The sequence below is a fragment of the Devosia submarina genome (genome assembly GCF_003056345.1).
Classification (GTDB): Bacteria; Pseudomonadota; Alphaproteobacteria; order Rhizobiales; family Devosiaceae; genus Devosia; species Devosia submarina.
The window spans coordinates 244,859-270,376 of the sequence record NZ_PYWB01000001.1 but is presented as its reverse complement, the minus strand read 5'-3'; the positions used below and the strand labels follow the sequence as shown (position 1 = coordinate 270,376).

Annotated in this window: 23 protein-coding genes and 1 riboswitch; of the genes, 8 read left to right on the top strand and 15 right to left on the bottom strand. The window is 62.4% G+C overall.

Going from position 1 to position 25,518, the window contains the following annotated elements:
- Positions 1-667 precede the first annotated feature (667 nt).
- Positions 668-2,494: a DNA mismatch repair endonuclease MutL gene (mutL, locus tag DDE77_RS01150; protein ID WP_108395591.1), complete on the top strand. Its 1,827-nt coding sequence runs from the start codon at positions 668-670 to the stop codon at positions 2,492-2,494.
- A 6-nt stretch (positions 2,495-2,500) separates the two neighbouring features.
- Entirely contained in the window at positions 2,501-3,004 is a 504-nt protein-coding gene (locus tag DDE77_RS01145; protein ID WP_108395590.1) for a metallophosphoesterase family protein, read from the top strand.
- On the opposite strand, the gene edd is transcribed toward DDE77_RS01145, so the two are convergent.
- The 4 genes from edd to DDE77_RS01125 all read right to left on the bottom strand — a co-directional run bounded on the left by edd (position 2,998) and on the right by DDE77_RS01125 (position 8,019).
- Positions 2,998-4,812: a phosphogluconate dehydratase gene (edd, locus tag DDE77_RS01140; protein WP_108395589.1), complete on the bottom strand. Its 1,815-nt coding sequence runs from the start codon at positions 4,810-4,812 to the stop codon at positions 2,998-3,000. The two genes, DDE77_RS01145 and edd, sit on opposite strands and share 7 nt — an antisense overlap.
- A gap of 66 nt (positions 4,813-4,878) precedes the next feature.
- On the bottom strand, positions 4,879-5,574 hold the full coding sequence (gene pgl / locus DDE77_RS01135) for a 6-phosphogluconolactonase (protein ID WP_108395588.1): 696 nt from the start codon (positions 5,572-5,574) through the stop codon (positions 4,879-4,881).
- A complete protein-coding gene (gene zwf, locus DDE77_RS01130; protein ID WP_108395587.1) occupies positions 5,574-7,055 on the bottom strand; it encodes a glucose-6-phosphate dehydrogenase in 1,482 nt (493 codons plus the stop codon). The genes pgl and zwf overlap by 1 nt, the downstream gene beginning before the upstream one ends.
- Positions 7,056-7,083: 28 nt before the next feature.
- Entirely contained in the window at positions 7,084-8,019 is a 936-nt protein-coding gene (locus tag DDE77_RS01125) for a glucosamine kinase nucleotide-binding domain-containing protein (RefSeq protein ID WP_108395586.1), read from the bottom strand.
- Between the two features lie 202 nt (positions 8,020-8,221).
- Here DDE77_RS01125 and cobU point away from each other — a divergent pair, with 202 nt between their 5' ends.
- Positions 8,222-8,776: a bifunctional adenosylcobinamide kinase/adenosylcobinamide-phosphate guanylyltransferase gene (gene cobU, locus DDE77_RS01120; protein WP_108395585.1), complete on the top strand. Its 555-nt coding sequence runs from the start codon at positions 8,222-8,224 to the stop codon at positions 8,774-8,776.
- Here the strand turns inward: cobU and cbiB are convergent.
- The 3 genes from cbiB to DDE77_RS01105 are packed head-to-tail and all read right to left on the bottom strand — an operon-like array spanning position 8,773 to position 12,502.
- Positions 8,773-9,744 (bottom strand): adenosylcobinamide-phosphate synthase CbiB, encoded by a 972-nt coding sequence (gene cbiB, locus DDE77_RS01115; protein ID WP_245895041.1) that lies wholly within the window; start codon positions 9,742-9,744, stop codon positions 8,773-8,775. The two genes, cobU and cbiB, sit on opposite strands and share 4 nt — an antisense overlap.
- Positions 9,744-11,204, bottom strand: coding sequence for a cobyric acid synthase (locus DDE77_RS01110; protein ID WP_108395584.1), 1,461 nt, complete (start codon positions 11,202-11,204; stop codon positions 9,744-9,746). Before DDE77_RS01110 ends, cbiB begins: the two co-directional genes overlap by 1 nt.
- A gap of 8 nt (positions 11,205-11,212) precedes the next feature.
- On the bottom strand, positions 11,213-12,502 hold the full coding sequence (locus DDE77_RS01105; protein ID WP_108395583.1) for a cobyrinic acid a,c-diamide synthase CobB: 1,290 nt from the start codon (positions 12,500-12,502) through the stop codon (positions 11,213-11,215).
- A gap of 578 nt (positions 12,503-13,080) precedes the next feature.
- Between DDE77_RS01105 and DDE77_RS01100 the strand changes: the two genes are divergently transcribed.
- The gene (locus tag DDE77_RS01100) at positions 13,081-13,809 is read left to right on the top strand and encodes a cobalt-precorrin-6A reductase (RefSeq protein WP_108395582.1); all 729 of its coding nucleotides are present in this window, start codon (positions 13,081-13,083) and stop codon (positions 13,807-13,809) included.
- On the opposite strand, the gene DDE77_RS20180 is transcribed toward DDE77_RS01100, so the two are convergent.
- Positions 13,743-14,168, bottom strand: a complete 426-nt coding sequence (locus DDE77_RS20180) for a cobalamin biosynthesis protein (protein ID WP_108395581.1) — start codon at positions 14,166-14,168, stop codon at positions 13,743-13,745. The two genes, DDE77_RS01100 and DDE77_RS20180, sit on opposite strands and share 67 nt — an antisense overlap.
- A gap of 286 nt (positions 14,169-14,454) precedes the next feature.
- Here DDE77_RS20180 and DDE77_RS01090 point away from each other — a divergent pair, with 286 nt between their 5' ends.
- Both DDE77_RS01090 and DDE77_RS01085 read left to right on the top strand, forming a co-directional pair.
- Complete coding sequence (locus DDE77_RS01090; RefSeq protein ID WP_425430722.1) at positions 14,455-15,348, top strand: cation diffusion facilitator family transporter; 894 nt, start codon at positions 14,455-14,457, stop codon at positions 15,346-15,348.
- A 50-nt stretch (positions 15,349-15,398) separates the two neighbouring features.
- Entirely contained in the window at positions 15,399-15,872 is a 474-nt protein-coding gene (locus tag DDE77_RS01085; protein ID WP_108395579.1) for a hypothetical protein, read from the top strand.
- On the opposite strand, the gene cobO is transcribed toward DDE77_RS01085, so the two are convergent.
- From cobO to DDE77_RS01055, 6 genes are all read right to left on the bottom strand, one after another.
- Positions 15,869-16,510: a cob(I)yrinic acid a,c-diamide adenosyltransferase gene (gene cobO / locus DDE77_RS01080; protein ID WP_245895039.1), complete on the bottom strand. Its 642-nt coding sequence runs from the start codon at positions 16,508-16,510 to the stop codon at positions 15,869-15,871. The two genes, DDE77_RS01085 and cobO, sit on opposite strands and share 4 nt — an antisense overlap.
- Positions 16,507-20,436, bottom strand: coding sequence for a cobaltochelatase subunit CobN (gene cobN / locus DDE77_RS01075; RefSeq protein ID WP_108395578.1), 3,930 nt, complete (start codon positions 20,434-20,436; stop codon positions 16,507-16,509). Before cobN ends, cobO begins: the two co-directional genes overlap by 4 nt.
- Positions 20,437-20,725: 289 nt before the next feature.
- Positions 20,726-21,784: a cobalamin biosynthesis protein CobW gene (gene cobW, locus DDE77_RS01070; protein WP_108395577.1), complete on the bottom strand. Its 1,059-nt coding sequence runs from the start codon at positions 21,782-21,784 to the stop codon at positions 20,726-20,728.
- Positions 21,781-22,509, bottom strand: a complete 729-nt coding sequence (locus DDE77_RS01065; RefSeq protein WP_108395576.1) for a CbtA family protein — start codon at positions 22,507-22,509, stop codon at positions 21,781-21,783. Before DDE77_RS01065 ends, cobW begins: the two co-directional genes overlap by 4 nt.
- Positions 22,510-22,539: 30 nt before the next feature.
- Complete coding sequence (locus DDE77_RS01060) at positions 22,540-22,722, bottom strand: CbtB domain-containing protein (RefSeq protein ID WP_108395575.1); 183 nt, start codon at positions 22,720-22,722, stop codon at positions 22,540-22,542.
- Between the two features lie 37 nt (positions 22,723-22,759).
- Positions 22,760-22,969, bottom strand: a riboswitch (cobalamin riboswitch).
- 26 nt (positions 22,970-22,995) lie between these two features.
- Positions 22,996-23,622 carry a hypothetical protein gene (locus DDE77_RS01055; protein ID WP_108395574.1) on the bottom strand — a complete coding sequence of 209 codons (627 nt, stop codon included), beginning with the start codon at positions 23,620-23,622 and terminating at the stop codon, positions 22,996-22,998.
- Between the two features lie 94 nt (positions 23,623-23,716).
- On the opposite strand from DDE77_RS01055, the gene DDE77_RS01050 reads away from it, so the two are divergent.
- Positions 23,717-23,971 (top strand): DUF2164 domain-containing protein, encoded by a 255-nt coding sequence (locus DDE77_RS01050; protein WP_108395573.1) that lies wholly within the window; start codon positions 23,717-23,719, stop codon positions 23,969-23,971.
- Between the two features lie 12 nt (positions 23,972-23,983).
- A complete protein-coding gene (locus DDE77_RS01045) occupies positions 23,984-24,340 on the top strand; it encodes a DMT family protein (protein ID WP_108395572.1) in 357 nt (118 codons plus the stop codon).
- A gap of 101 nt (positions 24,341-24,441) precedes the next feature.
- Here DDE77_RS01045 and znuA read toward each other — a convergent pair whose 3' ends face one another.
- Complete coding sequence (gene znuA / locus DDE77_RS01040; RefSeq protein WP_108395571.1) at positions 24,442-25,419, bottom strand: zinc ABC transporter substrate-binding protein ZnuA; 978 nt, start codon at positions 25,417-25,419, stop codon at positions 24,442-24,444.
- Positions 25,420-25,518 lie beyond the last annotated feature (99 nt).

The window sequence follows — 25,518 nt, the reverse complement described above, 5'->3', positions numbered from 1 at the left end:
CAATAGGCCGGGCGAGTGGAGGTTTAGGTGCGGCGCTCCATGGTTCGACAGGCTCGCCATGAGGCTACTGAGCATCCACGCAGCTCGGCAAAAGATGCGCCTGCAGTGGCACCATCCCAGCCCACCCCCGATGTCACCCCGGGTTCGACCCGGGGCCCAGCCCGAGATCCCACCCCAGCCGCAAGGTGGCTCAAGCGCCCCACCAACTCACTGACCATCTCAGGATGGATCCCGGATCAAGTCCGGGATGACATCGCGTGTTTGGCACGTCTAGCGCCCAGGCACTCACACCATAGATGTTCCCCTTCTCCCCCCACCATTCCCTTGCGCTAATCTCCCCTTACTGCCTTCACGAACCAGCGGGTCGCGCGAACCGGCTTGTGAAGGGGCAGATGGGGCGGGGATGTCGCGATCCCCGTAGGACGGCGGAAGTGATTGTGGGGGCTATTGACGCCTCTCGTCCAGAGTCGCGCCGGGATCAGCCTAAAATCCCATCTGATGTGGCGAGGCTCTGTCTCACTACACTAAACTACCTCCGAGGCAGGGCCTCGCCACATCAACGCTGTTGATCACCGCACTCGAGGCGGCGCTTCGGCACGCCTATGCGCACAATCCCGGTCGGCAGCATCGCTGCCCTCCCCTATACTGCGCCCAAGGAGAATCATTTTTGCCCATTCGCCAGCTGCCCGAGGATCTGATCAACCGCATTGCCGCCGGCGAAGTGGTGGAGCGGCCTGCGAGCGTGATCAAGGAGCTGGTGGAAAACAGCATCGACGCTGGTGCGCGCCGGATCGTCGTCACCACGGGGGGCGGTGGCAAGACGCTGATGCGGATCGAGGACGATGGACATGGCATGGACCGGCAGGACCTCGTTCTGTCAGTCGAGCGACACGCCACCTCTAAACTCAGCGAAGACGAGCTTGATGATATCCGCACCCTTGGGTTCCGGGGCGAAGCGCTGGCTTCCATTGGCTCGGTGGCGGAACTGTCGGTCTGCTCACGCACGGCAAATGCCGAGAGCGGACTGCGGCTCGAGGTGCGCAACGGCGTGCGCGCTGGCCCCGTGCCCCAGGCGATGAATCGGGGCACCATTGTCGAGGTCAAGAACCTCTTCGCCAAGGTGCCTGCCCGGCTCAAATTCCTCAAGAGCGACCGCGCCGAAGCAGCGGCGATTACCGATGTGCTCAAGCGCCTCGCCATGGCCAATCCATCGGTTCATTTCGTGCTTCAGGGCTCCGACCGTTCGGCCAGCAACTGGCCTGCCGTGACCGGTTCGGGTGCGCTCGAAGCCCGGCTTGCGCAGGTGATCGGCGATGATTTCGCCAAGAACGCAGTAGCTCTTGCCAGCGAACGCCATGGGGTCACCGTAGCGGGCCTTGCGGGCCTGCCGACCTTTACGCGCGCCAATTCGCTGTCGCAGTTCTACTTCGTCAATGGTCGCTCCGTTCGGGACAAGGTGCTGGTCGGAGCCATCCGCGCCGCCTATGCCGATTTCACCTTCCGCGACCGTTTCCCAGTTGTGGCGCTTTATCTTGCGATCGACCCCGCCGAGGTCGACGTCAACGTTCACCCCGCCAAGGCCGAACTACGCTTCCGCGATGCGGGCGCGGTGCGGGGTGCCGTGATCCGCGCCATCGGTGAAGCGCTGACCGCCGCCGGGTTCAAGGCCTCGACGACTGTGGCTGAAGACGTGCTGGGCGCGTTCACTGCCCCCGCTTACCCCGCTCCGGCCACACCGACACCAGCTTATGCTGCAGCAGAGGCAGACGGCCGATTTGCCGGCTTTGATCGTCCATCCAGTCTGCGCCAAAGCAATCCTTTCGCACCGGATTATCGCGAGCCTGCAAACCTTGCCGGCTTCAACGAACCCAGTGCCCGGATCGAGATCGAGCCTGCACCGCAAGTGGTGGACTTTCCGCTCGGCACCGCCCGTGCACAGATGTTCGACAATTTCATCATCGCGCAGAACGGCGAGGGCCTCCTGCTGGTCGATCAGCATGCCGCTCATGAGCGGCTGGTTTATGAGCGCTTCAAGGCGCAACTGGCATCCGGACCGGTGCCGAGCCAAGCGCAGCTGATCCCGCTTGTTGTCGAATTACCCGAAGAAGACTGCAGTCGGCTCGAAGAAGCGGCCGACGAGCTGGAGAGGTTCGGGCTTTATCTGGAACGTTTTGGTCCGAGGGCCATCGCCGTGCGCGAGACCCCTGCCCTCCTGGGCAATAGTGATGTCGAGGGTCTCGTCCGCGATCTGGCGGATGGCCTTGCCGAATGGGATTCGACTGCCGCGCTCAGCGACAGGATGGAAGCGATCATCGCCCGCATGGCCTGCCACGGCTCGGTGCGATCCGGCCGGCGCCTGCGGGTCGATGAAATGAATGCCCTGCTGCGCGACATGGAGGCGACGCCTCATTCCGGCCAGTGCATTCATGGACGGCCCACCTACGTAGAGCTCAAGAAAAAGGACATTGAACGCTTGTTCGGGCGCAGCCGTTAAGCCGCCATGCTCTTTTTTACCAGCGACACCCACTTTGCCGACCCGCGCGTCCTGCGCATCGATCGGCGCCCCTTCGCAAACATGGTCGAACACGATGCGGCGCTGATCGCCAACTGGAACAGCATCGTTGGGCCCGATGACGAGATATGGCATTTGGGTGATTTCGCGCGCGGCACGCAGGAGCAGGTCGAGGCGCTACTAAGCCAACTCAACGGCACCAAGCACCTCATCATCGGCAACAATGACCCGCCAGCGACCCTCGCCGTCAAGGGCTGGGCGAGCATGCAGCATTATGCAGAGCTCGTCGTCGACGGGCAGCTCTACATCATGTGCCACTATCCATTCCGCACCTGGAACCAGATGGGCAAGAGGTCCATCAACCTCCATGGCCATTCGCATGGCCGGCTATCACCGCAGCCGCGCCAGTTCGATGTCGGCGTCGACCCGCAGGGCCTCCAGCCAAGGCGGCTGGAGGAAGTCACGGTACGGCCAAAGAAGCGCGCCTATTGAAAGACGCTGGCACCCCGATCAGCAACACCCACAAGGCTGCGCATGCCGGCAAAAAGTTCGCGCCCCATGCCGAAATGCTGCGGGCGCAAATCTTCAGTGGCCGGGGTGCGGGAGAAGAACTCCTTCTCGTCGCCGAGGAACGTCAGCGTGCCTTCATTGGCGTCGAGCCGGATCATGTCGCCATCGCGGATCTTGCTGATCGGCCCGCCATCGACGGCTTCCGGCGTCATGTGGATCGCTGCGGGTACCTTGCCCGAAGCACCCGACATCCGGCCATCGGTCAGCAGCGCAACCTTGAAGCCACGATCCTGCAAAATGCCAAGCGATGGCGTCAGCTTATGCAGTTCCGGCATGCCCAGCGCGCGCGGACCCGAGAAGCGTACCACTGCAATCATGTCGCCGGTCAGCTCGCCTGCCTTGAACGCCGCCTGCAGCCCTTCCTGGCCGTGGAACACCCGAGCGGGAGCTTCGACCACGCGGTGCTCGGGCTTGACGGCCGAGACCTTGATCACCGAGCGGCCCAGATTGCCGGTCAGCAGCTTAAGGCCACCGCTCTGCTGGAATGGCATCGCGACCTTGGTCAAAACCTTAGGGAGCGCGGATTCCTTGGGCGCAGCCTCAAAGGTCAGCTTGTCCTCAATCAGCTTGGCTTCCACCTTGTAGCCCGAAAGCCCACTGCCCCAGACCGTCTTGACGTCCTCGTGGAGGTGCCCGCTTTCGAGCAATTCCCCAATCAGGAAGCCCATCCCGCCCGCGGCACGAAAGTGGTTCACGTCGGCCACACCATTGGGATAAACGCGCGCCAGCAGCGGGGTGGCATCGCTGAGATCGCTCATGTCGTCCCAGGTGACCTGCAGGCCAGCAGCGGCGGCGATGGCAATCAGATGCATGGTGTGGTTGGTGGAGCCGCCAGTGGCATGCAGACCAACCAGGCCGTTGACGATGGCCTTTTCATCAATGACATGGCCTACAGGCGTGTAATCATTGCCCAACGCCGTCAGCGACAGGGCGCGGACCGTTGCTTCCTTGGTGAGCGCGTCGCGCAGGGGCGTGCCGGGGTTGACGAAGCTGGCGCCCGGGAGATGGAGCCCCATGATCTCCATCAGCATCTGGTTGGAGTTGGCCGTGCCATAGAAGGTGCAGGTTCCGGCCGAATGGTAGGACTTGGATTCGGCCTCCAGAAGTTCGGCCCGGCCAACCTTGCCTTCCATGTAGAGCTGGCGAACCTTGCTCTTTTCATCATTCGGGATGCCGGACGGCATGGGACCAGCAGGAATGAACACGGCCGGCAGATGCCCGAACGTGAGCGCACCGATCAAAAGGCCGGGGACGATCTTGTCGCAGATGCCGAGATACACAGCGGCATCAAACATGTTGTGGCTCAGGGCGATGGCTGTCGACATGGCGATGACGTCGCGCGAGAACAGCGAGAGGTCCATGCCCGGCTGACCCTGGGTCACGCCATCGCACATGGCAGGAACGCCCCCGGCCACCTGGGCCGTCGCGCCAATGGAGCGAGCGGCTTCCTTGATGATGTCCGGGTAGAACTGATAGGGCTGATGGGCGCTCAGCATGTCGTTGTAGCTGGTGACAATCCCCAAATTCAGCGTTTTATTGCCAGCAAGCGCTGCCTTTTCAGACGGCGAGCAGGCGGCGAAGGCGTGGGCAAGGTTGCCGCAGGACAGAACGGCGCGGTTTACGCCGGCTTCGCGGGCGGCATCGAGGCGGTTCAGATAGTCCCGGCGGCTATCGCGGCTGCGCGCAGCGATACGGTCGGTGACATCCTGGATGGCCTGACGGACAGACATGGTCGAGCTCCTTCAAGACGGAGCCGCGTAGTGGCCAGAGCGGTCGATTGGGGATCGCTGAGGGGACTATGGGCACCAGTAGACGTTTACAGCATGGCCGGACCGCAAGACGGCACGAATGGGCATGTCCTCAACGGGACCCTCGCCCAAAGCCGTGTCGAGAACGGCGGCCTTTTCCTCCCCTTCAATATGAAGGTACAGCCCATCCGCCTGGAGGAGGCGCGGAAGGGTAAAGGTGATGCGGGGCTCCCCGGCGCCGGGCGCGCGGATAGAGACGGTTGGACCTGCTTCGTTCAAAGCCTGCTCGAGCGTGTCGCCGCCAGGAAAGAACGACGCTGTATGCCCATCGCTGCCCATGCCGAGGACGACTGCTGCGAACTGCTCGGGGAGTTGCGCCAGCAAGGCATTGGTCTTGGCAATTTGCTCTTCGTTCGGTTCGTCGCCGCCGGAATAAAGCGGGAAGAACCGGGCTGTCGCCGCCGGCCCCTGCAGCATCCGTTCGTTAACCAAGAGGGCATTGGAGCGGTCGTTGGTTTCGTCCACCCAGCGCTCATCAACAAGGGTGACCATGACCTTGGACCAATCGATGTCCTTGGTCTTGCCTAGCGCCTGGAAGAACCGGGCGGGCGTGGAACCACCGCTCACCGCGATGGCTGCAACCCCGCGCGTCTCGATGGCTGCGCGAATCCGGTCGGCAACAGCCTCAGCCAGTTCCTTAGCCAGAGTGGCTTTGTCAGCAAATGAGCGGCGTTCGATGGACATCAGATATCGTCCTCATACCAGGTGCGGCCGTCGCGCTCGATAAGGGCAATGGCGCCACTCGGGCCCCAGGTGCCAGCAACATAGGATTGCGGCGGCTCGGTCGAACGGTCCCACGCCTCGCGGATCGGATCGACCCATTGCCATGCGGCTTCGAGTTCGTCGCGCCGCATGAAGAGGGTCTGGTTGCCGCGGATCACGTCCAGCAACAGGCGCTCATAGGCCTCAGGAGTACGCTCCGTGAAGGTCTGGGCAAAGCTCAGATTCAGCGGCACTTCGCGCAGGCGCATGCCGCCGGGACCTGGGTCCTTGATCATCATCATGAGCTTGACGCCTTCATCCGGCTGCAGGCGGATGATGAGCTTGTTGGCCTTGGCGGCGCCTTCGGCGTGATCAAAGATCGAGTGCGGGATGGGCTTGAATTGGATGCAGATTTCCGAAACGCGGCTGGCCATGCGCTTGCCGGTGCGGAAATAGAATGGCACGCCAGCCCAACGCCAGTTTTCGACTTCGGCCTTGAGGGCAACGAAAGTCTCGGTCCGGCTGCCCTTCTTGTCTTCGGGGAGCTCTTCCTGATAGCCGGCCACAGACGTCGTTTCGGATTTCACGCCCTTGTACTGGCCGCGCACGGTGTTCTTGGCGACATCGCCGTTGACGATCGGCTTGAGAGCGCGCAGCACCTTGAGCTTTTCATCGCGCAAAGCATTGGCGTCATCAGAAGCCGGTGGTTCCATGGCCACAAGGCAGAGCAGCTGCAGCATGTGGTTCTGGATCATGTCGCGAAGGGCGCCAGATTCATCGTAATAGCCGCGCGTGCCGGCGCCCACGCTCTCAGCCACGGTCAGCTGGACGTGGTCGATATGGGCTGAGTTCCAGATGGGCTCGAACAGCGCGTTGGCGAAGCGGAGGGCCAGAAGGTTCTGGACCGTTTCCTTGCCGAGATAATGATCGATGCGGTAGACCTGATCTTCCTTGAAAATCTTGGCAACGCCATCGTTGATTTCCATCGAAGACTCAAGATCGTGGCCGAGTGGCTTCTCAATCACCACACGAGCATCGCGGCGGTAAAGCTTGTTTCTCTGGAGATATTCAGCAATCGGCTCGAACAGATCAGGCGCAACCGCCAGATAGAAGGCGCGCACGATCTTGGGGTCCTCGCGCAGCGCCTTGCCGAGATCACCGGCGTCTTCCGGCTTGCTGACGTCCACCGGAACGTAGGAGCAAATCTTCACAAACCGCTCAATGACGTCCTGGTCCTGATAGTCCTTCTCCACGAACTGCGTAATCGCATCGCGCGCAGCGGACTGGAATTCCGCGTCGGAGAGCTTGGAACGCGACACGCCGATGATGCGGCTCTTCTCGTCGAACTGGCCATCCTTGAAACGGTGGTACAAGGCCGGGATCAGCTTGCGCTTGGTCAGATCGCCCGTGGCGCCGAACACCACATAATCGAAAGGCTGAACAGGAATAATACGGCTGGACACTGGGCTAGTCCTTGGTTTGACGCGTCTTTTAAGCGAAGTTCTGCTTGGCGAGGATCACCGCACCGTGGAGCGGTTCGAATTTTGGCAGGGCAACGAAGTCGCCATAGTGCTGCTGGAGGATGGGAAACAGGCGCTCTCCCAAGCCACCAACAATGGCCATGACTTTGGCATTATGGCCTTTGAACCAGCGGACATAGGTGTCGATATAGCCAAGCTCGATGTCCATCATCTTTCGGGCGATCGGGTCACCCTTTTCGAAATATTCGAAAAAGAGCGGCATCAGGCGGCCGAATTCTGCTGGAGCGCGGCCGATCAAGGCATCATCGCACCCTTCCGTTCCATCACGGCTGAGGATCTTGAGGCCAAGGTCGGTCGCAAAGGACCAGGTCATGACGGCCTGGTTGTCGCCCCCCAACTGCGCGATGACGGCCTTGGTCAAGGGCGAAGCTTCCACCAGACCATCCTCGGCCTCCACGGAATAGCGAGCCAGTTCGCGACCAAGGATCGCCCCGGACATTTGATCGCCGATCTGGAAACCCCAACCACCGGCCTGATAGCGCTTGCCGTCGACGATCGACATCGCCGCAGAGCCAGTGCCGACGATGATTACACCGCCCTCACCGCCACCGAGAGCGCCGGCATGGGCAATATCGATGTCGTCATAAACCTTGACGCCTGCGAAGGGCCAGGGGCGGGCAGCGAAATTGGCACGGGCCGAATCCATGCGACCGCCGGCCATGCCGAAGCAGGCGTATGTGTTGGCCGCTTCAGCGAAATCGATACCGGCGGCGCGGAAAACATCGCGCGTGCCGTCGCTGATGGCCTTGAATGCCGGCTCGCCAGCATCGATCTGCAAATTGGAGCGGCCGTTCTTGACCTCGGCCAGCGTTTGCAGATTCTCATCGGCCAGTCGCACGCGGCAATTGGTTCCGCCGCCGTCGACGCCAAGGTAGTATCTGGTCACGCTAGGATTCTCCGAGAGGCTGAACGGATTCTAGGGTCTGGTTTCGGCGCGGACCATAATGCGAAAGCCGCTAAGACGAAAGTAGAATAAGGCACAAAAAACACCTGCCAAGATCGGCTCTTGCATGGCTCGCCTGCATGTCCGATCCAATAAGCAAAACAGAGCTTGAAGCCGCGGCGGCGGACGGAAAAGGGAGGCTTTGATGACACGACATGTATTGGTTCTGGGTGGGGCACGATCCGGCAAGACCGCGTTCGCCGAGCGACTGGCGATGCGATCGGGCAGCAAGCCGGCGTATCTTGCAACCGCTGAAGCGCTTGATGGTGAAATGCGCGATCGCGTGGCCAGCCACAAGGCTAGCCGTGGACAAAAGTTCGCGACCATCGAGGAGCCGGTGGCGCTTTCGGACGCCCTGCTCACTGCCTCGGTGAAGCATGACGTGATCCTGGTGGATTGCCTGACGTTGTGGATCACCAATCTGCTGATGGCTGAGGAAGATGTCTCCCAGCATGTAAGCGAGCTCGGCGCGACACTGGTGCAGCTGAAAACCGCCAAGATCGTGCTGGTGAGCAATGAGGTCGGGCTCGGCATCGTGCCTGACAACGCTATGGCGCGTACCTTCCGCGATCTGGCGGGTGCTGCGCATCAGCGGCTGGCCGAAATTTGCGACGATGTTTATTTCGTCGCCGCGGGCTTGCCGATGACGCTCAAGGGGCAGCAGCCTGGACAAGAGGAAAGCTGGGTTCACAAGGCCTAGCCGGTGCCTGCAAACAGCAAGAGCGCTATTGCGATGCTGAGCGCCAGAAGCACGTTCAGCGTTGCGCGGTACAGCACCAGGGCGTGCAGGATGTCGCTGCCGGCAAGTTCGGATTTACCTCGGCCGAAGGTGGGCAGGTCCACAATGGTGCCGTCATAGCTGCGCGGCCCGCCAAGGGCGAAGCCCAGCGCGCCGGCGAAGGCTGCCTCGGGCCAGCCCGAATTGGGTGAGGCGTGCTTGCGTGCATCGCGCTTGGCAGTTGCCCAGGCGGTGCTGGGACTTGCGTGGGGCACGAAGAAGCAGGCGGCGGTGATCAGCACGGCTGAAACGCGCGCAGGAATCCAATTAACGAGATCATCGAGCTTTGCTGCTGCCCAGCCATAGTGACGATAGCGCTCGTTCATGTGCCCGATCATCGAATCAGCCGTGTTGATGGCCTTGTAGAGAGCGATGCCAGGCAGCCCCAGGAGAACCAGCCAGAACCACGGCGCCACGACGCCATCGCTGGTGCTTTCAGCGAGGGTTTCGATGGCCGCGCGGGAAACGCCGGCCTGATCAAGTGCTTGCGGGTCACGGCCAACAATATGGCTCACGGCTTCCCGGCCTGCCGAAAGGGATTTCTCGAGCGCTTGAGCAACGGCGTGGACGGCACGGGCGAGTTCCTTTTGAGCCAGGAAGGTGGTGGCAAGGAGAATTTCCCCGATCCAGCCGAAGGGGATGGCGCGGAGAATTTGTTGCGTGATTATGGAGCCTGCACAGACAAGGAGGAGAAGCAGGACGAGAGCGCAAATGCCCGAGCGGCGTTGTTGCTGGGGCGATTGGCTTGATTTGTTGAGGCGCTGCTCGAGGAAGCTGATCACTTGGCCAAACCAGGTGACGGGATGGCCGACTAGCGCGTAAAGGCGGGGGGAATAGCCAAGGAGCCGCTCCAGAACGAGAACCAGCGGCACAAAAAGAGCCATCAGCATCAGGGGTTTACCGGGTCGGCGAGGGCCAGGAGTGCCGAGAGGTCGAGGTGGGTTTCGAGGTGGGCAGCCAAGGCGTCGAGGGTTTGCTCGACGCTTGATTCATAAGCAAAATCAAGAGCTGCGGCATTGCCGAGCATGGCACGGCGGAAGCCATCGGCGGCAAAGAGACCGTGCAAATAGGTGCCCATGACGCGGCCGTCGGGGCTGATCGCGCCTTCAGGTGTGTTTTCGACCATGGCAAAGGGGCGGGAGCGGTCGGGGCCTTCGGTTTCGCCCATGTGCATGTGGTAGCCGCTGATGGGTTGGCCCGAAGCCAAATGGGTGGCTGTTTCGGTTCGCAGAAGCTTATTTCGCGTTAGCAGACTGTTAACGTTGAGCAGTCCCAAACCTTCACTTTCGCCGCCTTTTCCCTCGATTCCATGGGGATCTGCGATGCTCTTTCCAAGCATTTGATAGCCGCCACAAAGACCTAGCACTTTTCCCCCTGCGCGATGGTGGGCTTGGATGTCGATGTCCCAGCCATTGTCGCGCAGCGCAGCAAGATCGCTGCGCGTCGATTTGGAGCCGGGCAGTATGACAAGATCGGCGTCGCGGGGGAGAGATTGACCGGGCTCGACCAGAACAAGCCGGACGCCGGGTTCGGCGCGCAAGGGATCGAGATCATCGAAATTGCTGATGCGTGGGAGGCGGGGGACGGCGATCGTGAAAGAGCCTGTGCTGCCTTTGGTGTAGGATTCAAGAGCGAGCACATCTTCAGCCGGGAGCTTGGCGGCGTCGGCAAACCAGGGAATGGGGCCGAAGCAGGGAACGGCGGTGTGCTGCTCGATGGCGCGCAGGCCGTCGGCAAAGAGGCTGGGATCGCCTTGGAACTTGTTGACCATTGTCGCGCGGATCAGCGCGGCATCGGCCGGCTCGATTACGGCGAAGGTGCCGACGAGCGATGCAATGACGCCCCCCCGGTTGATGTCGCCGACAAGGACAACGGGAACAGCGGCCGCTTGGGCGAAACCGAAATTGGCGAGGTCGTTGTGGCGCAGATTGACTTCTGAGGCGCTGCCGGCGCCTTCCACGAGGACAATATCGGCGTCAGCGGCCAGTTCGCGGAAGGCGGCAAGTACTTCGGGCATGAGGGTGCCGCGATTGCGCCAATAATCGCGAGCCGACATGGAAGCGCGGCGCTGGCCGCGAACGACGACCTGCGAGCCGGTCTCGCCCTCGGGCTTGAGAAGGACGGGGTTCATGGCGGTGATGGGGTTGCGGCGGGCGGCTCGGGCCTGAAGGGCCTGAGCGCGGCCGATCTCGCCACCATCGGCGGTAACAGCGGCATTATTGCTCATGTTCTGCGGCTTGAAGGGGGCGACGCGCAGGCCACAATTGTTGAGGGCACGGCAAAGCCCTGCCACCAGCAAGGACTTGCCGACATCGGACCCGGTGCCCATGAACATGAGTGCTTTAGCCATGCGCAGGCTTATGCCGCATCGATGACGTGGGCGTAAGAGCCCATGACGCGGCCGAGCACTCCGCCCATGGGCGGCATGGCGTCGCCACGGGCGTCGGTTGCGGCAAAAAGGGGCGGCAGCTGCGTCTGCTTGGCCGAGGAATAATGGAATTCGTGGGCGTTGAGGTGGCCCGGCCAGGGCAAGGCGCCCGATTGGATGAGACGACGGTAGCCGAGGACGCGCTTGGGGCGATCAATGCGGGTGGTTACCGGCAAGAGCCCGGCCATGGCGTGCCCCTGCCCTGCTTTGTCGACCAGGGTTTCGCCCAGCACCATGAAGCCACCGCACTCGCCATAGATCAGGGCGTTGCGGTCACGGGCGGCGTAAAGGCCGGCCTTGAAGCGGGTGGCGGCAGCGAGCTGGGGGCCGTGCAGTTCAGGATAGCCGCCGGGGAGAAAGATGGCGTCGGCTGCGGGGTTTGGCGCCTCATCGGCCAAGGGGGAAAAGAAACTCAGCTCTGCGCCGGCAGCGCGCCAGCCATCGAGCAGGTGGGGATAAAGGAAGGCAAAGGCGTCGTCGCGAGCGACGGCCATATGCTGGCCCAGCGGCGGCAGGGCTTGAACGGGGTCAGCGGCAGCGGAAAGCGGAGTGGCGAGTTGCCCGAACTGGTCCAGATCAAGATAGCGGCTGACCATATCCGACGCGGTCTGGAGGAAATGGTCGAAGGCCTGGACTTCGCCGGGCAGGACGAGGCCCAAATGGCGCTCGGGGATTACCAACTCGGCGTTTCGGGGGATCGCACCAAGGCACGGAATCCCCGTGGCGGCGAGGGCGTCGAGCAACATGCGCTCGTGCTTGGCCGAAGCGACGCGGTTGAGGATGGTTCCGGCAATCCGCACGCCGGGGCGCCAATGGGCGAAGCCAGCGACGAGAGGGGCTATGGATTGGGATTGCCGATCGGCGTCGACGACGAAGATAACGGGAAGGTCGAGTAATTGGGCGAGATCGGCGGTGGAGCCGAAACCATCTGCGGCGCCATCAAAGAGACCCATGACACCTTCGATGACCAGGAGATCGGCGCCGATGCCTTGCGTTTGCGCCAGCGATCTGAGGCGCGGGGCGGACATGGACCAGGGATCGAGATTGATCGCGTCGCGCTGGGCAGCACGGCCGAGAAAGGCTGGATCGATATAGTCGGGGCCGGTCTTTGAGGGAGCGACGACGAGGCCGCGCTGGCGCAAGGCCGCGAGAATGCCGAGGGTGATCACGGTCTTGCCGGAGCCGGAGCGGGGGGCGGCGATGATGAAGGCGCTGGTCATGGTATCGAAGCTTGGGATGGTAGAAAGAGGTGAACGAGCACCGATATACGGGGTAGCCGCCCCCCACCCTTGATCCCTCCCCGCAAGGGGGAGGGTGTCGACTGAAACTTCTGCGCATGGGGATGGAGCCGATTGCATGGTGGGCAGATCAAAGCGGCTTGGTTTGGCATGCACTTGCCAGTACCACTGCGCGGCACCTCCCCCTTGACGGGGGAGGTTGGGAGGGGGTGCGAAAGCCCCGACATAGGGGCTAGCCGACCCCCACCCTTGATTTGCCATTCGAGCTTAGCTCTCATGGCCTTGCAGCTCAATTTGCTCCACTGGAGCAAATTGACCCTCCGGGTCGCTCGCAAGCCCCGCAAGGGGGAGGGTGTCGACTGAAGCATCTCGGTATAGAGATAGACCCGGTTGAATGACGGGCGAGGTGACAGATCAGATGCCGGCTCTGCCCGGATTGTCACCCTCGGGCTAGACCCGAGGGTTCTTGGGACCAAGAAAGTGTAGAGCCCTCGGGTCAAGCCCGAGGGCGACGATTGGGGGATGGTGAAACACCCGGCAAAAAGGATGGGAAGTAACCGTTGAAAATTCTGATCCTGGGGGGGACGGCGGAAGCGCGGGAGCTGGCGGGTCGGCTGGTAGCGGAGGGGCATGAAGTGGTTACCTCCCTGGCGGGGCGCACGCAGGAGCCGCGATTGCCGCCGGGTGCGGTGCGCATGGGCGGGTTTGGCGGGATCGCGGGGCTGTGTGCCTATCTGCGAGCTGCCAGGATCGACCGGATGGTTGATGCGACCCATCCCTATGCCGGGCAGATTTCGTTTAATGCAGTCCAAGCGGCACAGGAAACGGGCGTGCCCTTGGTGCGCTATATGCGGCCGCCCTGGGAGCAGCAGATCGGAGACAATTGGATCACGGTGGAGACCGTAGCTGAAGCGGCTGCGGCCTTGCCGCCGAATGCTGTCGTTTTGCTGACGACGGGCCATACGGGGCTTGAGCAGTTCATGGAGCGGGACGATTGCCGGTTTGTTGTGCGCACGATCGAAAAGCCAGCAATGGGTTTGCCGGGGCATGCTGAATTGTTGCAGGACCGGCCGCCCTACTCGCTCGATGGCGAAATAGCCTTGATGCAGCACAAGGGCATTACTCATCTGGTGAGCAAGAATTCTGGGGGATTGCAAACCCAGAGCAAGCTCGAGGCCGCGCGGCGATTGGGCATTGGGGTGATCATGATCGCGCGCCCGGCCTATGGACCGGCCCATGAAGTGACGAGCGTGGAAGCCGCGATGGTAGCGCTCGGGCTTGCGAGCTGAGCCAGGCGATCAAGGGAGAAGCCTGGGTGGCACTCGGCAATGGCACAGGTGCTGAAGCGCGCTTTGCGCTTGGGGAGACGCAGGGGACCGGCGACGGCTGCCACGGCTTCGCAGGTGCTGGCGATCTCTGGCGCAAGGACGTGGTCGTCCAGAAAGAACAGGGACACTCCGAAATGCTCGGCAGTTTGCGCGAGGGCAAGGTTGCCCGTCTTTCGGCTGTGGCTGACGACGGCCATTACAGCGTCGGCGCGGCTGCCAGCCTCGGCCAGGCAGCTTTGAACAAGAGCGATGATCTCGTCGGCCGTAGCTTTGCTTGAGCAGCCCAGCCCGATGAGAATCTGGCCATGATCGGTCGTCATCGATGCCTCTTTGCAAGGAGAGGCAGGTTCGCTCGAAATCCGTTGCAGCTCCGGAGTTGGTCCCCGAATTGGGTCGACCGCACCGGATTCTGTTTCAGTTCCTTGTGGAACTCTGCGTGAGGCCAAGTTCTAGGCTGGGAGAAGCACTTGGTCAATCAAGGGCTTGGCACAGGTCAAGCGGAAAACAGGAATGCTTGTGAAAATCATTTGCAAATTCAATAGCTTGATGGTTTGAGCGCTTGGTTCTATGGCAGACAGAAAGCCGTGCGAGACCTGAACCGTGAGCATCACCGACAAGCGTACCCTGGCCATTGCCGGAGCCAGCCTGCTGGTCGGACTTATCGTGCTCGGGCTCAAGTTCCTGGCCTGGTATGTCACTGGATCGGTGGCGCTGTATTCGGATGCGCTGGAATCCATCGTCAATGTGGTGACGGCGATTGTGGCCTTGATCGCTGTGCGGCTGGCGCAACGGCCGGCCGATGCGGCGCTTCAATACGGATACCATAAGGCCGAGTATTTTTCCGCTGTTGTGGTGGGCGTCATGATCATCGTGGCGGCCATTCTGATTTTGCGAGAGGCATACTTCGGATTTACCGCGCCGCAATTGCCACAGGCGCCGGCGCAGGGGCTCGCTATCAGCGGCGTGGCAACGATCATCAATCTTTCTTGGGCGCAAGTATTGCTGCGCTATGGGCGCAAGGCGCGATCACCCGCTATCGAAGCGGACGGCAAGCATTTGATGGTGGATGTGGTGTCCACTGGAGGCGTGCTGTTGGGCCTGGGGTTCGTGCTGCTGACGGGCTGGGCCATTATCGACCCGATCCTTGCAGCGCTGGTGGCGATCAATATCCTGTGGTCGGGCTGGGGCGTGATCCGCGACAGTGTTGGTGGGCTGATGGATGTGGCGGTTTTGCCCGAGACGCAGAAGACCATCCGCGAGGTGATTGCCGGCAATGCGGAGGGCGCGATCGAAGCGCATGATATTCGAACGCGGCAGGCCGGGAAAATGACCTTTATCGATTTCCACCTAGTGGTGCCCGGCAGCATGAGCGTGGATGATGCGCACCAGATTTGCGACGGGATTGAGGCCAAGCTGCGCCAGACCGTGCCCAATGCGCAGATCACCATTCATGTGGAGCCCGAGCAGAAAGCCAAGCATTCCGGCATCGTGGTGTTGTGATCGCGGCGAGTTTGATTGCGCGGGAAGGTGAGGCTTGGCAGGTTCGGCCTATGCGCATCGCCCTTCTTGTCTGCTTCGCTCTTCTCGCCCTGCCCGCCTTTGCCATAGGTTGGAGCTCGTATGAGAACGGCCGCTTTGGCTACCAGAGCGCCATTCCGCCGGGCTTTTCTGGGTATGGCGAGAGCGAGAATGGTGACGGGCGGATCTATGACCGGCCCGGCACGATGCAGACGCTGTCGCTGTGGGGCGCCCATATGCTGGCAGAGAGTTTTGAAGCCGAGGTGGCGGCTAGCATTGGCTATGCCGAGCGCGATGGCTTCAACATCTCTTTCCAGACGGTGACGCCGCAATGGGCGGTTTTTTCCGGCGTGATGGGTGATCGGCAGTTTACACGGCGCATGATCCTGCTTTGCGACCGCATGTCGACGGCGAGCATGACCCTGCAGTTCAGCAGCCGGGACGCCGCTGACATCAGGGATATCGAGCAGCGGCTGGCTCAGGAGTTCCGAACGACCGGCTGCTAGAACTCGATGCCGAGCTGGGCTTTCACGCCCGAACGGAAATGGTGCTTGATCTCGGTCATTTCGGTGACAAGGTCGGCGATCTCGATCAGCTCATCCTTGGCATTGCGGCCGGTGACGATGACATGCTTGTCGGCTGGCTTGTTGCGCAAGGTTTCGACGATCTCATCGATGGGAAGGTAGTCGTAGCGCAGGCAGATGTTGAGTTCGTCAAGGAGCACCATCTTGTAGCTAGGGTCGGCGATGAGGCGCTTGGCCTGTTCCCAGGCGGCGCGGGCGGCGGCCAAGTCGCGTTGGCGGTCGGCAACATCCCAGGTGAAGCCTTCGCCCATGGCGTTGATGGTGACGAGGTCGGGGAACTTCATCAAGACATCGCGCTCGCCGGTTTCCCAGACGCCCTTGACGAACTGGACGACGCCCACCTTCATGCCGTGGCCCAGTGCGCGAAACACCATGCCGAAGGCGGCGGTGGATTTGCCCTTGCCCTTGCCGGTGTGGACGATCAGGAGGCCCTTTTCCTGCGTCTTGGTGGCCAGGATCTTGTTACGGGCTTCCTTCTTTTTCCGCATCTTTTCGGCGTGGTAGGCGTCCCGCTCGGCCTCGGTCATGAGATCGGTTTTCTTGACGGGCTTGTCAGTCATGGCGTGTCCTCGAGAAAGGCGTAGGCGGAATTGGAGCGGGGCGTCCAGAAGCCGCGCTGGCGGGCTTCGTTGAACTTCCTTATGAGTTCGTCATAGCCATAAGCATTGCTGGCCCGAATGAAGTCGCGGGTCGCATCGTCTTCGATGAAGGCTTCGAAGGCCAGATCGAAATGGTGCGTCTTAACGGCGCCCGTGGTGGCGGCGAAGGCGAACATGAAATCGACCGTCGCGATGATCTCGAAGGCGCCGCGATAGCCGTGGCGCTTCATGCCGTCGATCCATTTGGGATTGACCACGCGGGAGCGCATGACGTGGGAGATTTCCTGCTCCAGCGTTTTGATCAGCGGGCGTTCGGGGCGGGAATGATCGTTGTGGTAGATGGCCGGTTTTTGCCCTGAGAGATTTTCGGCCGCGGCGGAGAGGCCGCCTTCGAACTGGTAGTAATTGTCGGAATCGAGCAGGTCGTGTTCGCGATTGTCCTGGTTGTGGATCACGGCGTCGATGTCGCCCAGGCGGGCGGCGAAGCGGGTGCGCTCTGGGGTGCCATGGGCCTTGGCACCATAGGCGTATTGGCCCCAGTCGAGGGCTTGATTGGCGAGGTCGGCCTTGGTGGACCAGGCGCCGCTGTCGATCAGGGCGTTAAGGCCGGTGCCGTAAGTGCCGGGTTTGGAGCCGAAGATGCGGTGGCCGGCGGCGAAGTGGTCACCGGTCAAGGCGTCAGTGCGCATTGTGGCGGCGATGGGGTTGTCTTCAGTGGGCTCGTCGAGGGCCCCGATGGCGCGAATGGCCCGATCAAAAAGGCGGATCTGGTCAGGAAAGGCGTCGCGGAAGAAGCCGGAGATGCGCAGGGTCACGTCGACGCGGGGTCGATCGAGTTTGGCCAGCGGGATGATTTCGTAGCCGGAAACGCGGAGGGAGCCCGGGTCCCATACGGGCTTGGCGCCGATCAGGGCAAGGGCTTGGGCGATGTCGTCGCCGCCGGTGCGCATATTGGCGGTGCCCCAGACGGAGAGCGCGACCGAACGGAGGTGATGGCCATGGTCTTGAAGGTAGCGCAGGACGAGGCTTTCGGCGGATTTGCGGCCGAGCTCCCAGGCGGTGGGCGTGGGGATGGCGCGGGAATCGACGGAGAAGAAATTGCGGCCGGTGGGGAGGACGTCGAGGCGCCCGCGGGAGGGCGCGCCGGATGGGCCGGGGGCGATGAACTTGCCGTCGAGGCCGGTAATGAGGGCGGCCATTTCGGCGGGGCCGGATTGTTGCAGGCGCGGGCGGATGGTGGTGGCGATGATGGTGAGGACGGCGGTGGTGGCGGTCCAGGTGGATGGAACGGTTAGGGTGCCGTCGACGAGTAGGGCGGCGAGGGATTCGAGATGTTCGACGATGTCGCCGATCGTGCGGAAATTGGGGCTCTCGTCCCCCCTCCCAACCTCCCCCGCAAGGGGGGAGGTGCCGCGCAGTGTTTGCCGCAGGATCGAGGGGCCATTCCATGCGTCGCCGAGCTTGGCCGTCAGGGGATCGAAGCCGAGTTTGAGATCGTCGGCGAGGGCGCGGATGAGGGAGGCCTGTCTGGGGTCTTCGCCGCGGGGGACGCGTGCGAGGGCGACGATGAGGTCGCGCTCGAGGGTGCCGGTGGGGGATTGGCCGAAGATGTGAAGGCCGTCACGGATTTGCGCCTCCTTGAGGTCGCACAGGAAATTGTCGATGGCGATGAGAGCTTCGGTTTCGTCGGGTGGCAAGCCGATGTCGCGATCAAGGCGGGAGTCGCGGGTGAAATCGAGTATGCGGCGGCGGAGGTCGGCCAGACGGCGGCGGTCCATGCCGGAGGCGGCGTAGTATTCGTCGAGCAGCGCTTCGAGGTCTTTCAGGGGCCCATAGGTTTCGGCGCGGGTGAGCGGAGGCACAAGGTGGTCGATGATAACGGCGCCGGTGCGGCGCTTGGCCTGGGTGCCTTCGCCAGGGTCGTTGACGATAAAGGGATAGAAATGGGGCAGCTGGCCCCAGAGCGCGTCGGGATAGCTCGCCTCGTCGAGCGCATTAGCCTTGCCGGGCAGCCATTCCAGCGTGCCGTGCTTGCCATTGTGGATCAGGGCGTAGGCGCCCCACTCATGCTGCAGCCAGAGGTAGGCGGCGAGATAGGCGTGGGGCGGCACGAGGGCTGGGTCGTGGTAACTCGCGGTTTCGTCGAGATGGTAGCCGCGGGCGGGCTGAAGGAGGATGGCTGTATTGCCGAAGATGAGGGCTGGGAGGTGGAAGGTGTCGGAACGGACGAAGGGGTCGGTTGCGGGATTGCCCCAACGCGCGGTGACGGCGGTGCGGATGGGTTCAGGGAGGGTGGCGAAGAGTTCGGCGTAGCGCGCGAGCGGGAGCGTGGCGGCAGAGGTGCCGCGCTGGGGATTGGCGTTGGTGGGGCCGGATTGGAGGGCGGTAATGAGGTCGGCGCTGGTCCAATCTTTGGTGGCACGCCCGCGTGGTTCGACAGGCTCACCATGAGGGCTACTGGAGGATGGCTCTACCGTGTAGCCCGCCGCCTCCAATGCTTGCAGCATATGGATTGTGGATTCGGGCGCGTCATAGCCGACGCCATTGGCGAGGCGGCCGTCGCGGATGGGGTAGTTGGCGAGGACCAAGGCGATCTTACGGTCGGCGCGAGGAGTGATGCGGAGGCGGTGATAGTTGCGGGCCAGGGCGACGGCGCGCGCGATGCCGGAATGGTCGGGGGTGTAGCTGGTGAGGGGGATCTGGCAGCGCTCGTGCCATACGGCGTCGCCCTTGTGGCCGACGAGAAGGCCACCGATGCGCCCATCGACTTCGGGCATGACGAGGAACATCGCCATGTCCTTGGATGATAGGCCTTGTGAGTCGGCAATCCATTGCGCTTCGGAGCGGCCGGATTGGATCAGCTGGATGACTGGGGCATCGCTGGTGGCGAAGGGGTTGGACTTGGGGTCGAGGCCGTCGATGCCCAGGGCAAAGCCGGTGAGGTTAAAGATGGCGCTGGGCGGGAAGGCCGAGAGCGCGTTCTGGACGAAGCGGACGCAGGCGGCCTCCTTGAGCGAGGAGACAAGGAGCGGGACCGGCGTGAGGTTGTGCTGCTCGAGTTCGCTGATGAGGGCCGTGATGGTGGCAGTGCCGGCGCCTTCTAGGGCAGCGCGGTAGAAAAGGATGGGGATGAAGGCGGCGGGCGTCTTTCGTTCATCGTCACCACCGGGCTTGTCCCGGTGGTTGGTGGATTGCGCGGACGAGCCGGGTGATGACGATGGGTGGAAGAGTTCGGCTTGGATCGCGCGCAGGCTGGCTTCGTCGGTGATGCCGGTGGTGGGGTGCCAGAGGCCGAAGCGAGCGAAGGGGGTGGGGTGGTGATTTTCCAGAGACGGGGTTTGCGGGCCGTGCAGCACTCCCACCCTGACCTCCCCCTGGAGGGGGAGGGGTTGGTTCGGTGAAGGAGGCGAAGTCAGCGCTCGAAATGCCCGTAGGATCGCGTCGGCGTTGTCGGGGCCGCCGGCGATGAAGAGGCTGTGGAGGCGCGTCCAGTCGTCGGGGTGGATGGTGGAGCGGGATTGAAGGATCGGGTCGGGATTGGCGTCGCCGGGGAGCAGGGCGAGCGGAATGCGCTGGTTGGCGCAAAGGGCGGTGAGTTCGTCGACGCCATATTGCCAGTAGGAGGCGCCGCCGATCAGGCGAAGGACAACGAGGCGGGCGTGCCCAACGGTTTTTTCGAGCCAGAGATCGACGGACAGATTGTTGGCGAGGCGCAGCGTGTTGGCGAGGCGCAGTTCGTCTTCCCCTGCCCTGTCAGCCGCCGCGGCGAGCATGCTCAGTTCGCTATCGGCTGAGGAGGCGAACACCAGCGCGCCGGGCGTTTGGGCCAGGTCGATGGCTTCGCCTTCTTGCTGGATGGCGCCGGCTTGGGCGGAGAGGAGGTGCATTAGCGGTGGCCTCGGAGGCGAGAGAGGGTTCCAGGCGAAGCACTCCCACCTTCTTCCGGGGAAAGGCGTTTTGAGCCGGTCAGCGGAACTCCATGCGCCGGCCTGCACCGGACCGCACCTCCCCCTGGACGGGGGAGGATGGGAGGGGCAGCCAGAGCCCCCATATTCGGGCTAACCGCCCCCCACCCTTGATCCCTCCCCGCTAGGGGGAGGGTGTCGACTGGAACTTCCCGCCTAAGAGAAAGTGTGCATGCAAGCACACCTCGGTCGGGAGTAGCGGGAGTGAACATTAAGCCGCCTTGGCCATGGCCCGCTGCAGGCTTGCCGTAATCGCCTCGTGATCGAGAGGGCTTTCGCCGATGACGACGAGAGCGGTTTCGCGGGGCTCGCCGTCTTTCCAGGGACGGTCGAAATAGGCGGTGACGCGGGGGCCGACGGCCTGGATGGCGAGACGGGCGGCGGCGCCGGGGATAGCGGCGAAACCTTTGAGGCGCAGCACGTCGTGATCGCGGATGGTTTGCTCGACTACCGCAAGGAGTTCGTCCTTGCTGGCAACCGAGGGGATGCGCAGGGAGAAGCTGTCGAAGTCGTCGTGCTCGTGGGTCTCCCCGCCATGTTCGAGCTCATGGTGGCTGGGGCGGTTGGCGATGTCGTCTTCCGAACCCATGCCCATGCCCAGGAGCGCCGTGATATCGACATGGCCGTTGCGGGCGTGGATGATCCCGACGCCGGGGCGCAGTTCGGCGCGGATGTTGGCTTCGACCTTGGCGAGCATGGCGTCGTCGACAAGGTCAGCCTTGTTGATGATGACGAGATCGGCGACGGAAAGCTGGTCTTCGAACAGTTCGCCCAGCGGCGTTTCATGGTCGAGCATTTCGTCCTCCTTGCGCTGCGCGTCGACCGCGTCTTCATCGGACGCGAAGCGGCCTTCGGCGAGGGCCGAGGCATCAGCCACGGTGACGATGCCGTCGATGGTGACCTGCGCCTTGATCTCGGGCCAGTTGAAGGCCCGGATCAAAGGCTGCGGCAGAGCGAGGCCGGAGGTTTCAATGACGATGTGATCGAACTTTTCCGGACGCGCGAGCAGCGCCTGCATGGTGGGGATGAACTCGTCGGCTACGGTGCAGCAGATGCAGCCATTGGAAAGTTCCACCATGTCCTCTTCGCGGCAGGTTTCATCGCCGCAGCCGGCAAGGATGTCCTTGTCGACGCCGAGGTCACCGAACTCGTTGATGATGAGGGCGATGCGCTTGCCCTTGGGGGCGTGGGCCAGAAGGTGGCGCACCAGCGTGGTCTTGCCGGCGCCGAGGAAGCCCGTAATGACAGTGGTCGGGATCTTGGTGGTCATGCGAAGGCTCCAGCAGAGTGGTTGCGGGCGGCGAGGTAATCGTTCATGCGGCCAAAGGTGACGCCCAGGACGATCCAGAACACGGCGGCGTTGAACAGGACAGCCGAGGCAAAGGAGGCAGCAAGGCTGGCAGGCACACCGGTCGCTTCGTCGGGCGCCTGTGGCGCGCCGATCAGGTGGGGCAGGATGGCCAAGGCAATGGCCAGCGCGAGGGCCCAAGGGGCGCGGAACTTGGCGGTGAGCAGGAGCGCGCCGCCGGTAGCCAAGGCGGTGCCGGCCCACCAAAGCTGGCGTGCCAAGGTATCAGCCACTGGCATGCCAGGCAGGCCTGGTGCGAGGCCAAAAGCGGGCGCAAGCGAGAAGGCGGCAAAGCCGCCCACGGCCCAGAGAAGACCGGTGGACCAAGTGATAGGCAAATTGAACAGCACAGACACAGCCCCGATAACAAGGGCATAGCCCGCAGCCATCAGCACATTGGCAAGGACAGTGTAGGCGGTGCGCTCAAAACCATCCTGTGGCATCCACTCGTCATCACCATGGCTGTGGGCGGGGGTGCCTTCGGCGTGGGTGTGGTCGGCCGCCTCGCCATGGTCGTGAGCGCCATCGCCTTCATAGGCCTCGGCGGCAAAGATCAACGGGGTAACGCGGAAATACTGGACGGCCGAGGTGACGAGGCCAGCACAAAGAGCTGCGACGAGCGCAGCGAAAAATAGATTGCGGAACATTCTTTTGGTCTCTTGCTTACTTGCCCGGCCCTAGTGGCAGGGGAAGCCCATGGCGTGGCGCGTGTCGTGGGCACCGTTGTGGAGGCGGTAATCGCCTGCAAAACCAGTGCCGACCAGCAGGACCAGGCCCAGCATCAAGGCCAGCGATCCGGCAATGAGCCGTTGGGAAATCGAAAGAGACTGGATGCCAGTCGTGGAAATCGTCGTATTCATGCAGCACCCTCCGTGCGCGGAACATGGGTGGGCTTTTCGCCCGGCTCGTGTGCCGGCAGGTCTCCTGGCTCGCGGTGGATAAAGCGCCCTCGCCTTCCCGGCTTTCGCCAGTGGCATGAGAGGGCGCGCACCGCTTACAGTTGCGGGGGCAGCCACGGTTTTGGCCCCTGATGGGTAATCCGCACCGTGTTCCCTTTTGATCCCCTTGCCGCTACGGGCGCGGGGAACCGACACGAGGAAGAGCGTTACGCTGTTGCGACGAGGTGGTCAATGTCACTCGTCGGCGGCAGGCTCCTGGTAGTTGGGATCAGGATAGCCCAGGCTAATGGCCTGAACGGTGGTATTGACTTCCTCCAGCAGGGGTTCGTCCGAGGGAACGGAGATTTCGCCCGAGATCTGGGAAGTATCGGTATCACCGATATTGTCGTAATCGGGCGAGAAGCGCAGCGAGATGAAGCAGCCGTTTGCGTCGCCTGCGAGCTTGCCCTCGTTGATCTCAGCATAGCCACCATAATCCCAGCCGAAGCCGCCAATGTCGAAGGGCGCCTCGTTAACCGCTTCCACTTCGGCAACGCTCATGCCGATCCGCACGCCCTGTGGCCCAACCTGCGAGGGGGACAGCTGCACATAGCTCAGCGTGTCGCGGTTTTCCTCGTCGAACCAGCCGAACTCCATTCGCCGATCGGGATCATCGGGAAAAACTGTTGTGGCAAAAATGGTGGTGCCTTCAGGGCCAGGCACGTCGCCAGACACGACATTGTCGGCGCCATAGGTTTCGATCAGCTGCGCTTCGGAGCTGTCGGGGCCGAAAATACTGGAGCAGCTGACTGCATCCGTTTGGGCAAGAGCGGGAGTGGAAAAAGCGGCGGAGACGGCAAGGACAAGCAGGCGGGCGCGCATCGGGATAACTTCCTCTTTTGCCCAATTCTGGAGCAATTTCGTGCGTCCTACAACGGGCGACTCGCCTTATGAACCGGCAATACAGGAGAGCCTCATGCAGCCCATCAAATTCAGCCGGGAAGAAACCAAAGCCATTGTCGGAGAGATCCAGGATTACTTCCGGAACGAGCTCGACCAATCGATCGGACCCATGCCGGCCGAGATGCTGATGCTGTTCTTTGCCGAAAAGATGGGCGCGTATTTTTACAATCGCGGGGTGTATGACGCGCAGGCGCTGGTGCGCGAGCGAATGGACAGCCTGGCTGATGATATGTTCGGGCTTGAGCAGCCCACCAAGCATCTGCGCTAAAGGGAGCGGGAGATGGGCCTTAACTTTGCGACGCTGGCGCCGATTGGCCTGCTGCTCGCCTCCAATGTGTTCATGACCTTTGCCTGGTACGGGCATCTGAAATGGCCGACCTCGGCGCTGTGGGCCGCTGTGCTGATCAGCTGGGGCATCGCGTTTTTCGAATATTGGCTGGCTGTGCCGGCCAACCGGATCGGGGAAGCGGTTTATTCGCCCTCCGAGCTCAAGACGATCCAAGAGGTGATTTCGCTTAGCGTCTTTGCGGTGTTCACGGTGTTTTACTTTGGCGAGAAGCTGACCGTGAACCACGGGGTGGGCTTTGCCTTGATCGCTTTGGGGGCGTTTTTTATTTTCAAGGGGCCGTTGAAGTAAGGCTCCTGCCCGTCTCCTGAGCGCTCGACATCAGGGCCAACCGCCCCCCACCCTTGATCCCTCCCCGCAAGGGGGAGGGTGTCGACTGCTAGTTCGGCTAACTACTGCAAGCAATCTACCAGGCTAGTCGCCAGGCCGCGCAGGAGATTGGGATAGAGGTCGGGGCCTTCGGGGAGCGCGCCGCCTTCGGGGTCGAGCACGCCAGACTTGGCAGTGCTGCCTTCGGTGATGGCGTTGATAATGGTGGGCTGGAAATTGGGCTCGGCAAAGACGCAGGTGGCGCCTAGCTCGCTGACCTTGCTCTTGAGCTCGTCGATGCGCGCGGCGCCCGGGGTGGTGTCGGGGGTGACGGTGATGGAGCCGGCCAGGGTCAGCCCAAACCGCGATTCGAAATACTGGTAGGCGTCGTGGAAGACGATGAAGGGCTTGTCCTTAACTGGCTCGAGGGTAGCGGTTAGCTCTGCCTGAAGCTGGTCGAGGGTGGCGATCTCGGTTTGAGCGTTGGCGGTGTAGGAGGCTGCGTTCTCCGGATCGGCGGCGGCGAGCGTTGCCGCGATGTGCGTGACCATCAGCTTGGCATTCTCGGGATCGAGCCAGAAGTGCATGTCGCCTTCGGCGTGCTCGTGCGCATGATCATGGTCGTGATCGTCCTCGTGCCCATGATCGTGGTCGTGGTCGTGGTCATGGTCATGATTGTGTTGGTCGTCATGCTCATGCGCTTCAAAGGCGCCACCTTGGCGGACGGGGAGCAGCGTGATGCCAGGCGCTTCAGCCAATTCGACCAGTTGGGCATCGGTGGAAAGCGTGTCGAGCGCGTCGCCCAGAAACAGCTCCATGCCATGACCGGTCCAAAACACGATGTCGGCTGACTCCAGCGCACCGGCGTCGGAGGGCTTGAGTGCGTAGTTGTGGGGGGAAGCCGCGCCGCGCACCAGGAGCGTCGGCTCACCCACTCCAGCCATGACAGCGGCAACAAGCGAATGAACGGGCTTTATGGAGGCAACAACAGCAGGCGCAGCGAGCGCCGGAATAGGCAAGAGGGCAGCGCTCAGCAGAATCGCTGGGGGCAGGAACTTCATCGGGAGCCTCGTATGTTATACTATTACGCTTGTGGTGACGTTATGCTATAACATAAATGAAGACGTCAAGCCTGGTCGGCAGAGCCAGGCCGAGAGAAG

Coding starts and splice junctions, on each gene's coding strand:
- edd (WP_108395589.1), bottom strand. CDS start 4,812: ATGTCTGTCCGTCAGGCCATCCAGGATGTCACCGACCGTATCGCTGCG.
- DDE77_RS01105 (WP_108395583.1), bottom strand. CDS start 12,502: ATGACCAGCGCCTTCATCATCGCCGCCCCCCGCTCCGGCTCCGGCAAG.
- DDE77_RS01110 (WP_108395584.1), bottom strand. CDS start 11,204: ATGGCTAAAGCACTCATGTTCATGGGCACCGGGTCCGATGTCGGCAAG.
- DDE77_RS01045 (WP_108395572.1), top strand. CDS start 23,984: ATGGGCCTTAACTTTGCGACGCTGGCGCCGATTGGCCTGCTGCTCGCC.
- DDE77_RS01050 (WP_108395573.1), top strand. CDS start 23,717: ATGCAGCCCATCAAATTCAGCCGGGAAGAAACCAAAGCCATTGTCGGA.
- cbiB (WP_245895041.1), bottom strand. CDS start 9,744: ATGCTGATGGCTCTTTTTGTGCCGCTGGTTCTCGTTCTGGAGCGGCTC.
- cobN (WP_108395578.1), bottom strand. CDS start 20,436: ATGCACCTCCTCTCCGCCCAAGCCGGCGCCATCCAGCAAGAAGGCGAA.
- DDE77_RS01145 (WP_108395590.1), top strand. CDS start 2,501: ATGCTCTTTTTTACCAGCGACACCCACTTTGCCGACCCGCGCGTCCTG.
- DDE77_RS01085 (WP_108395579.1), top strand. CDS start 15,399: ATGCGCATCGCCCTTCTTGTCTGCTTCGCTCTTCTCGCCCTGCCCGCC.
- cobW (WP_108395577.1), bottom strand. CDS start 21,784: ATGACCACCAAGATCCCGACCACTGTCATTACGGGCTTCCTCGGCGCC.
- DDE77_RS01060 (WP_108395575.1), bottom strand. CDS start 22,722: ATGAATACGACGATTTCCACGACTGGCATCCAGTCTCTTTCGATTTCC.
- cobU (WP_108395585.1), top strand. CDS start 8,222: ATGACACGACATGTATTGGTTCTGGGTGGGGCACGATCCGGCAAGACC.
- DDE77_RS20180 (WP_108395581.1), bottom strand. CDS start 14,168: ATGACGACCGATCATGGCCAGATTCTCATCGGGCTGGGCTGCTCAAGC.
- znuA (WP_108395571.1), bottom strand. CDS start 25,419: ATGAAGTTCCTGCCCCCAGCGATTCTGCTGAGCGCTGCCCTCTTGCCT.
- pgl (WP_108395588.1), bottom strand. CDS start 5,574: ATGTCCATCGAACGCCGCTCATTTGCTGACAAAGCCACTCTGGCTAAG.
- DDE77_RS01065 (WP_108395576.1), bottom strand. CDS start 22,509: ATGTTCCGCAATCTATTTTTCGCTGCGCTCGTCGCAGCTCTTTGTGCT.
- DDE77_RS01055 (WP_108395574.1), bottom strand. CDS start 23,622: ATGCGCGCCCGCCTGCTTGTCCTTGCCGTCTCCGCCGCTTTTTCCACT.
- cobO (WP_245895039.1), bottom strand. CDS start 16,510: ATGACTGACAAGCCCGTCAAGAAAACCGATCTCATGACCGAGGCCGAG.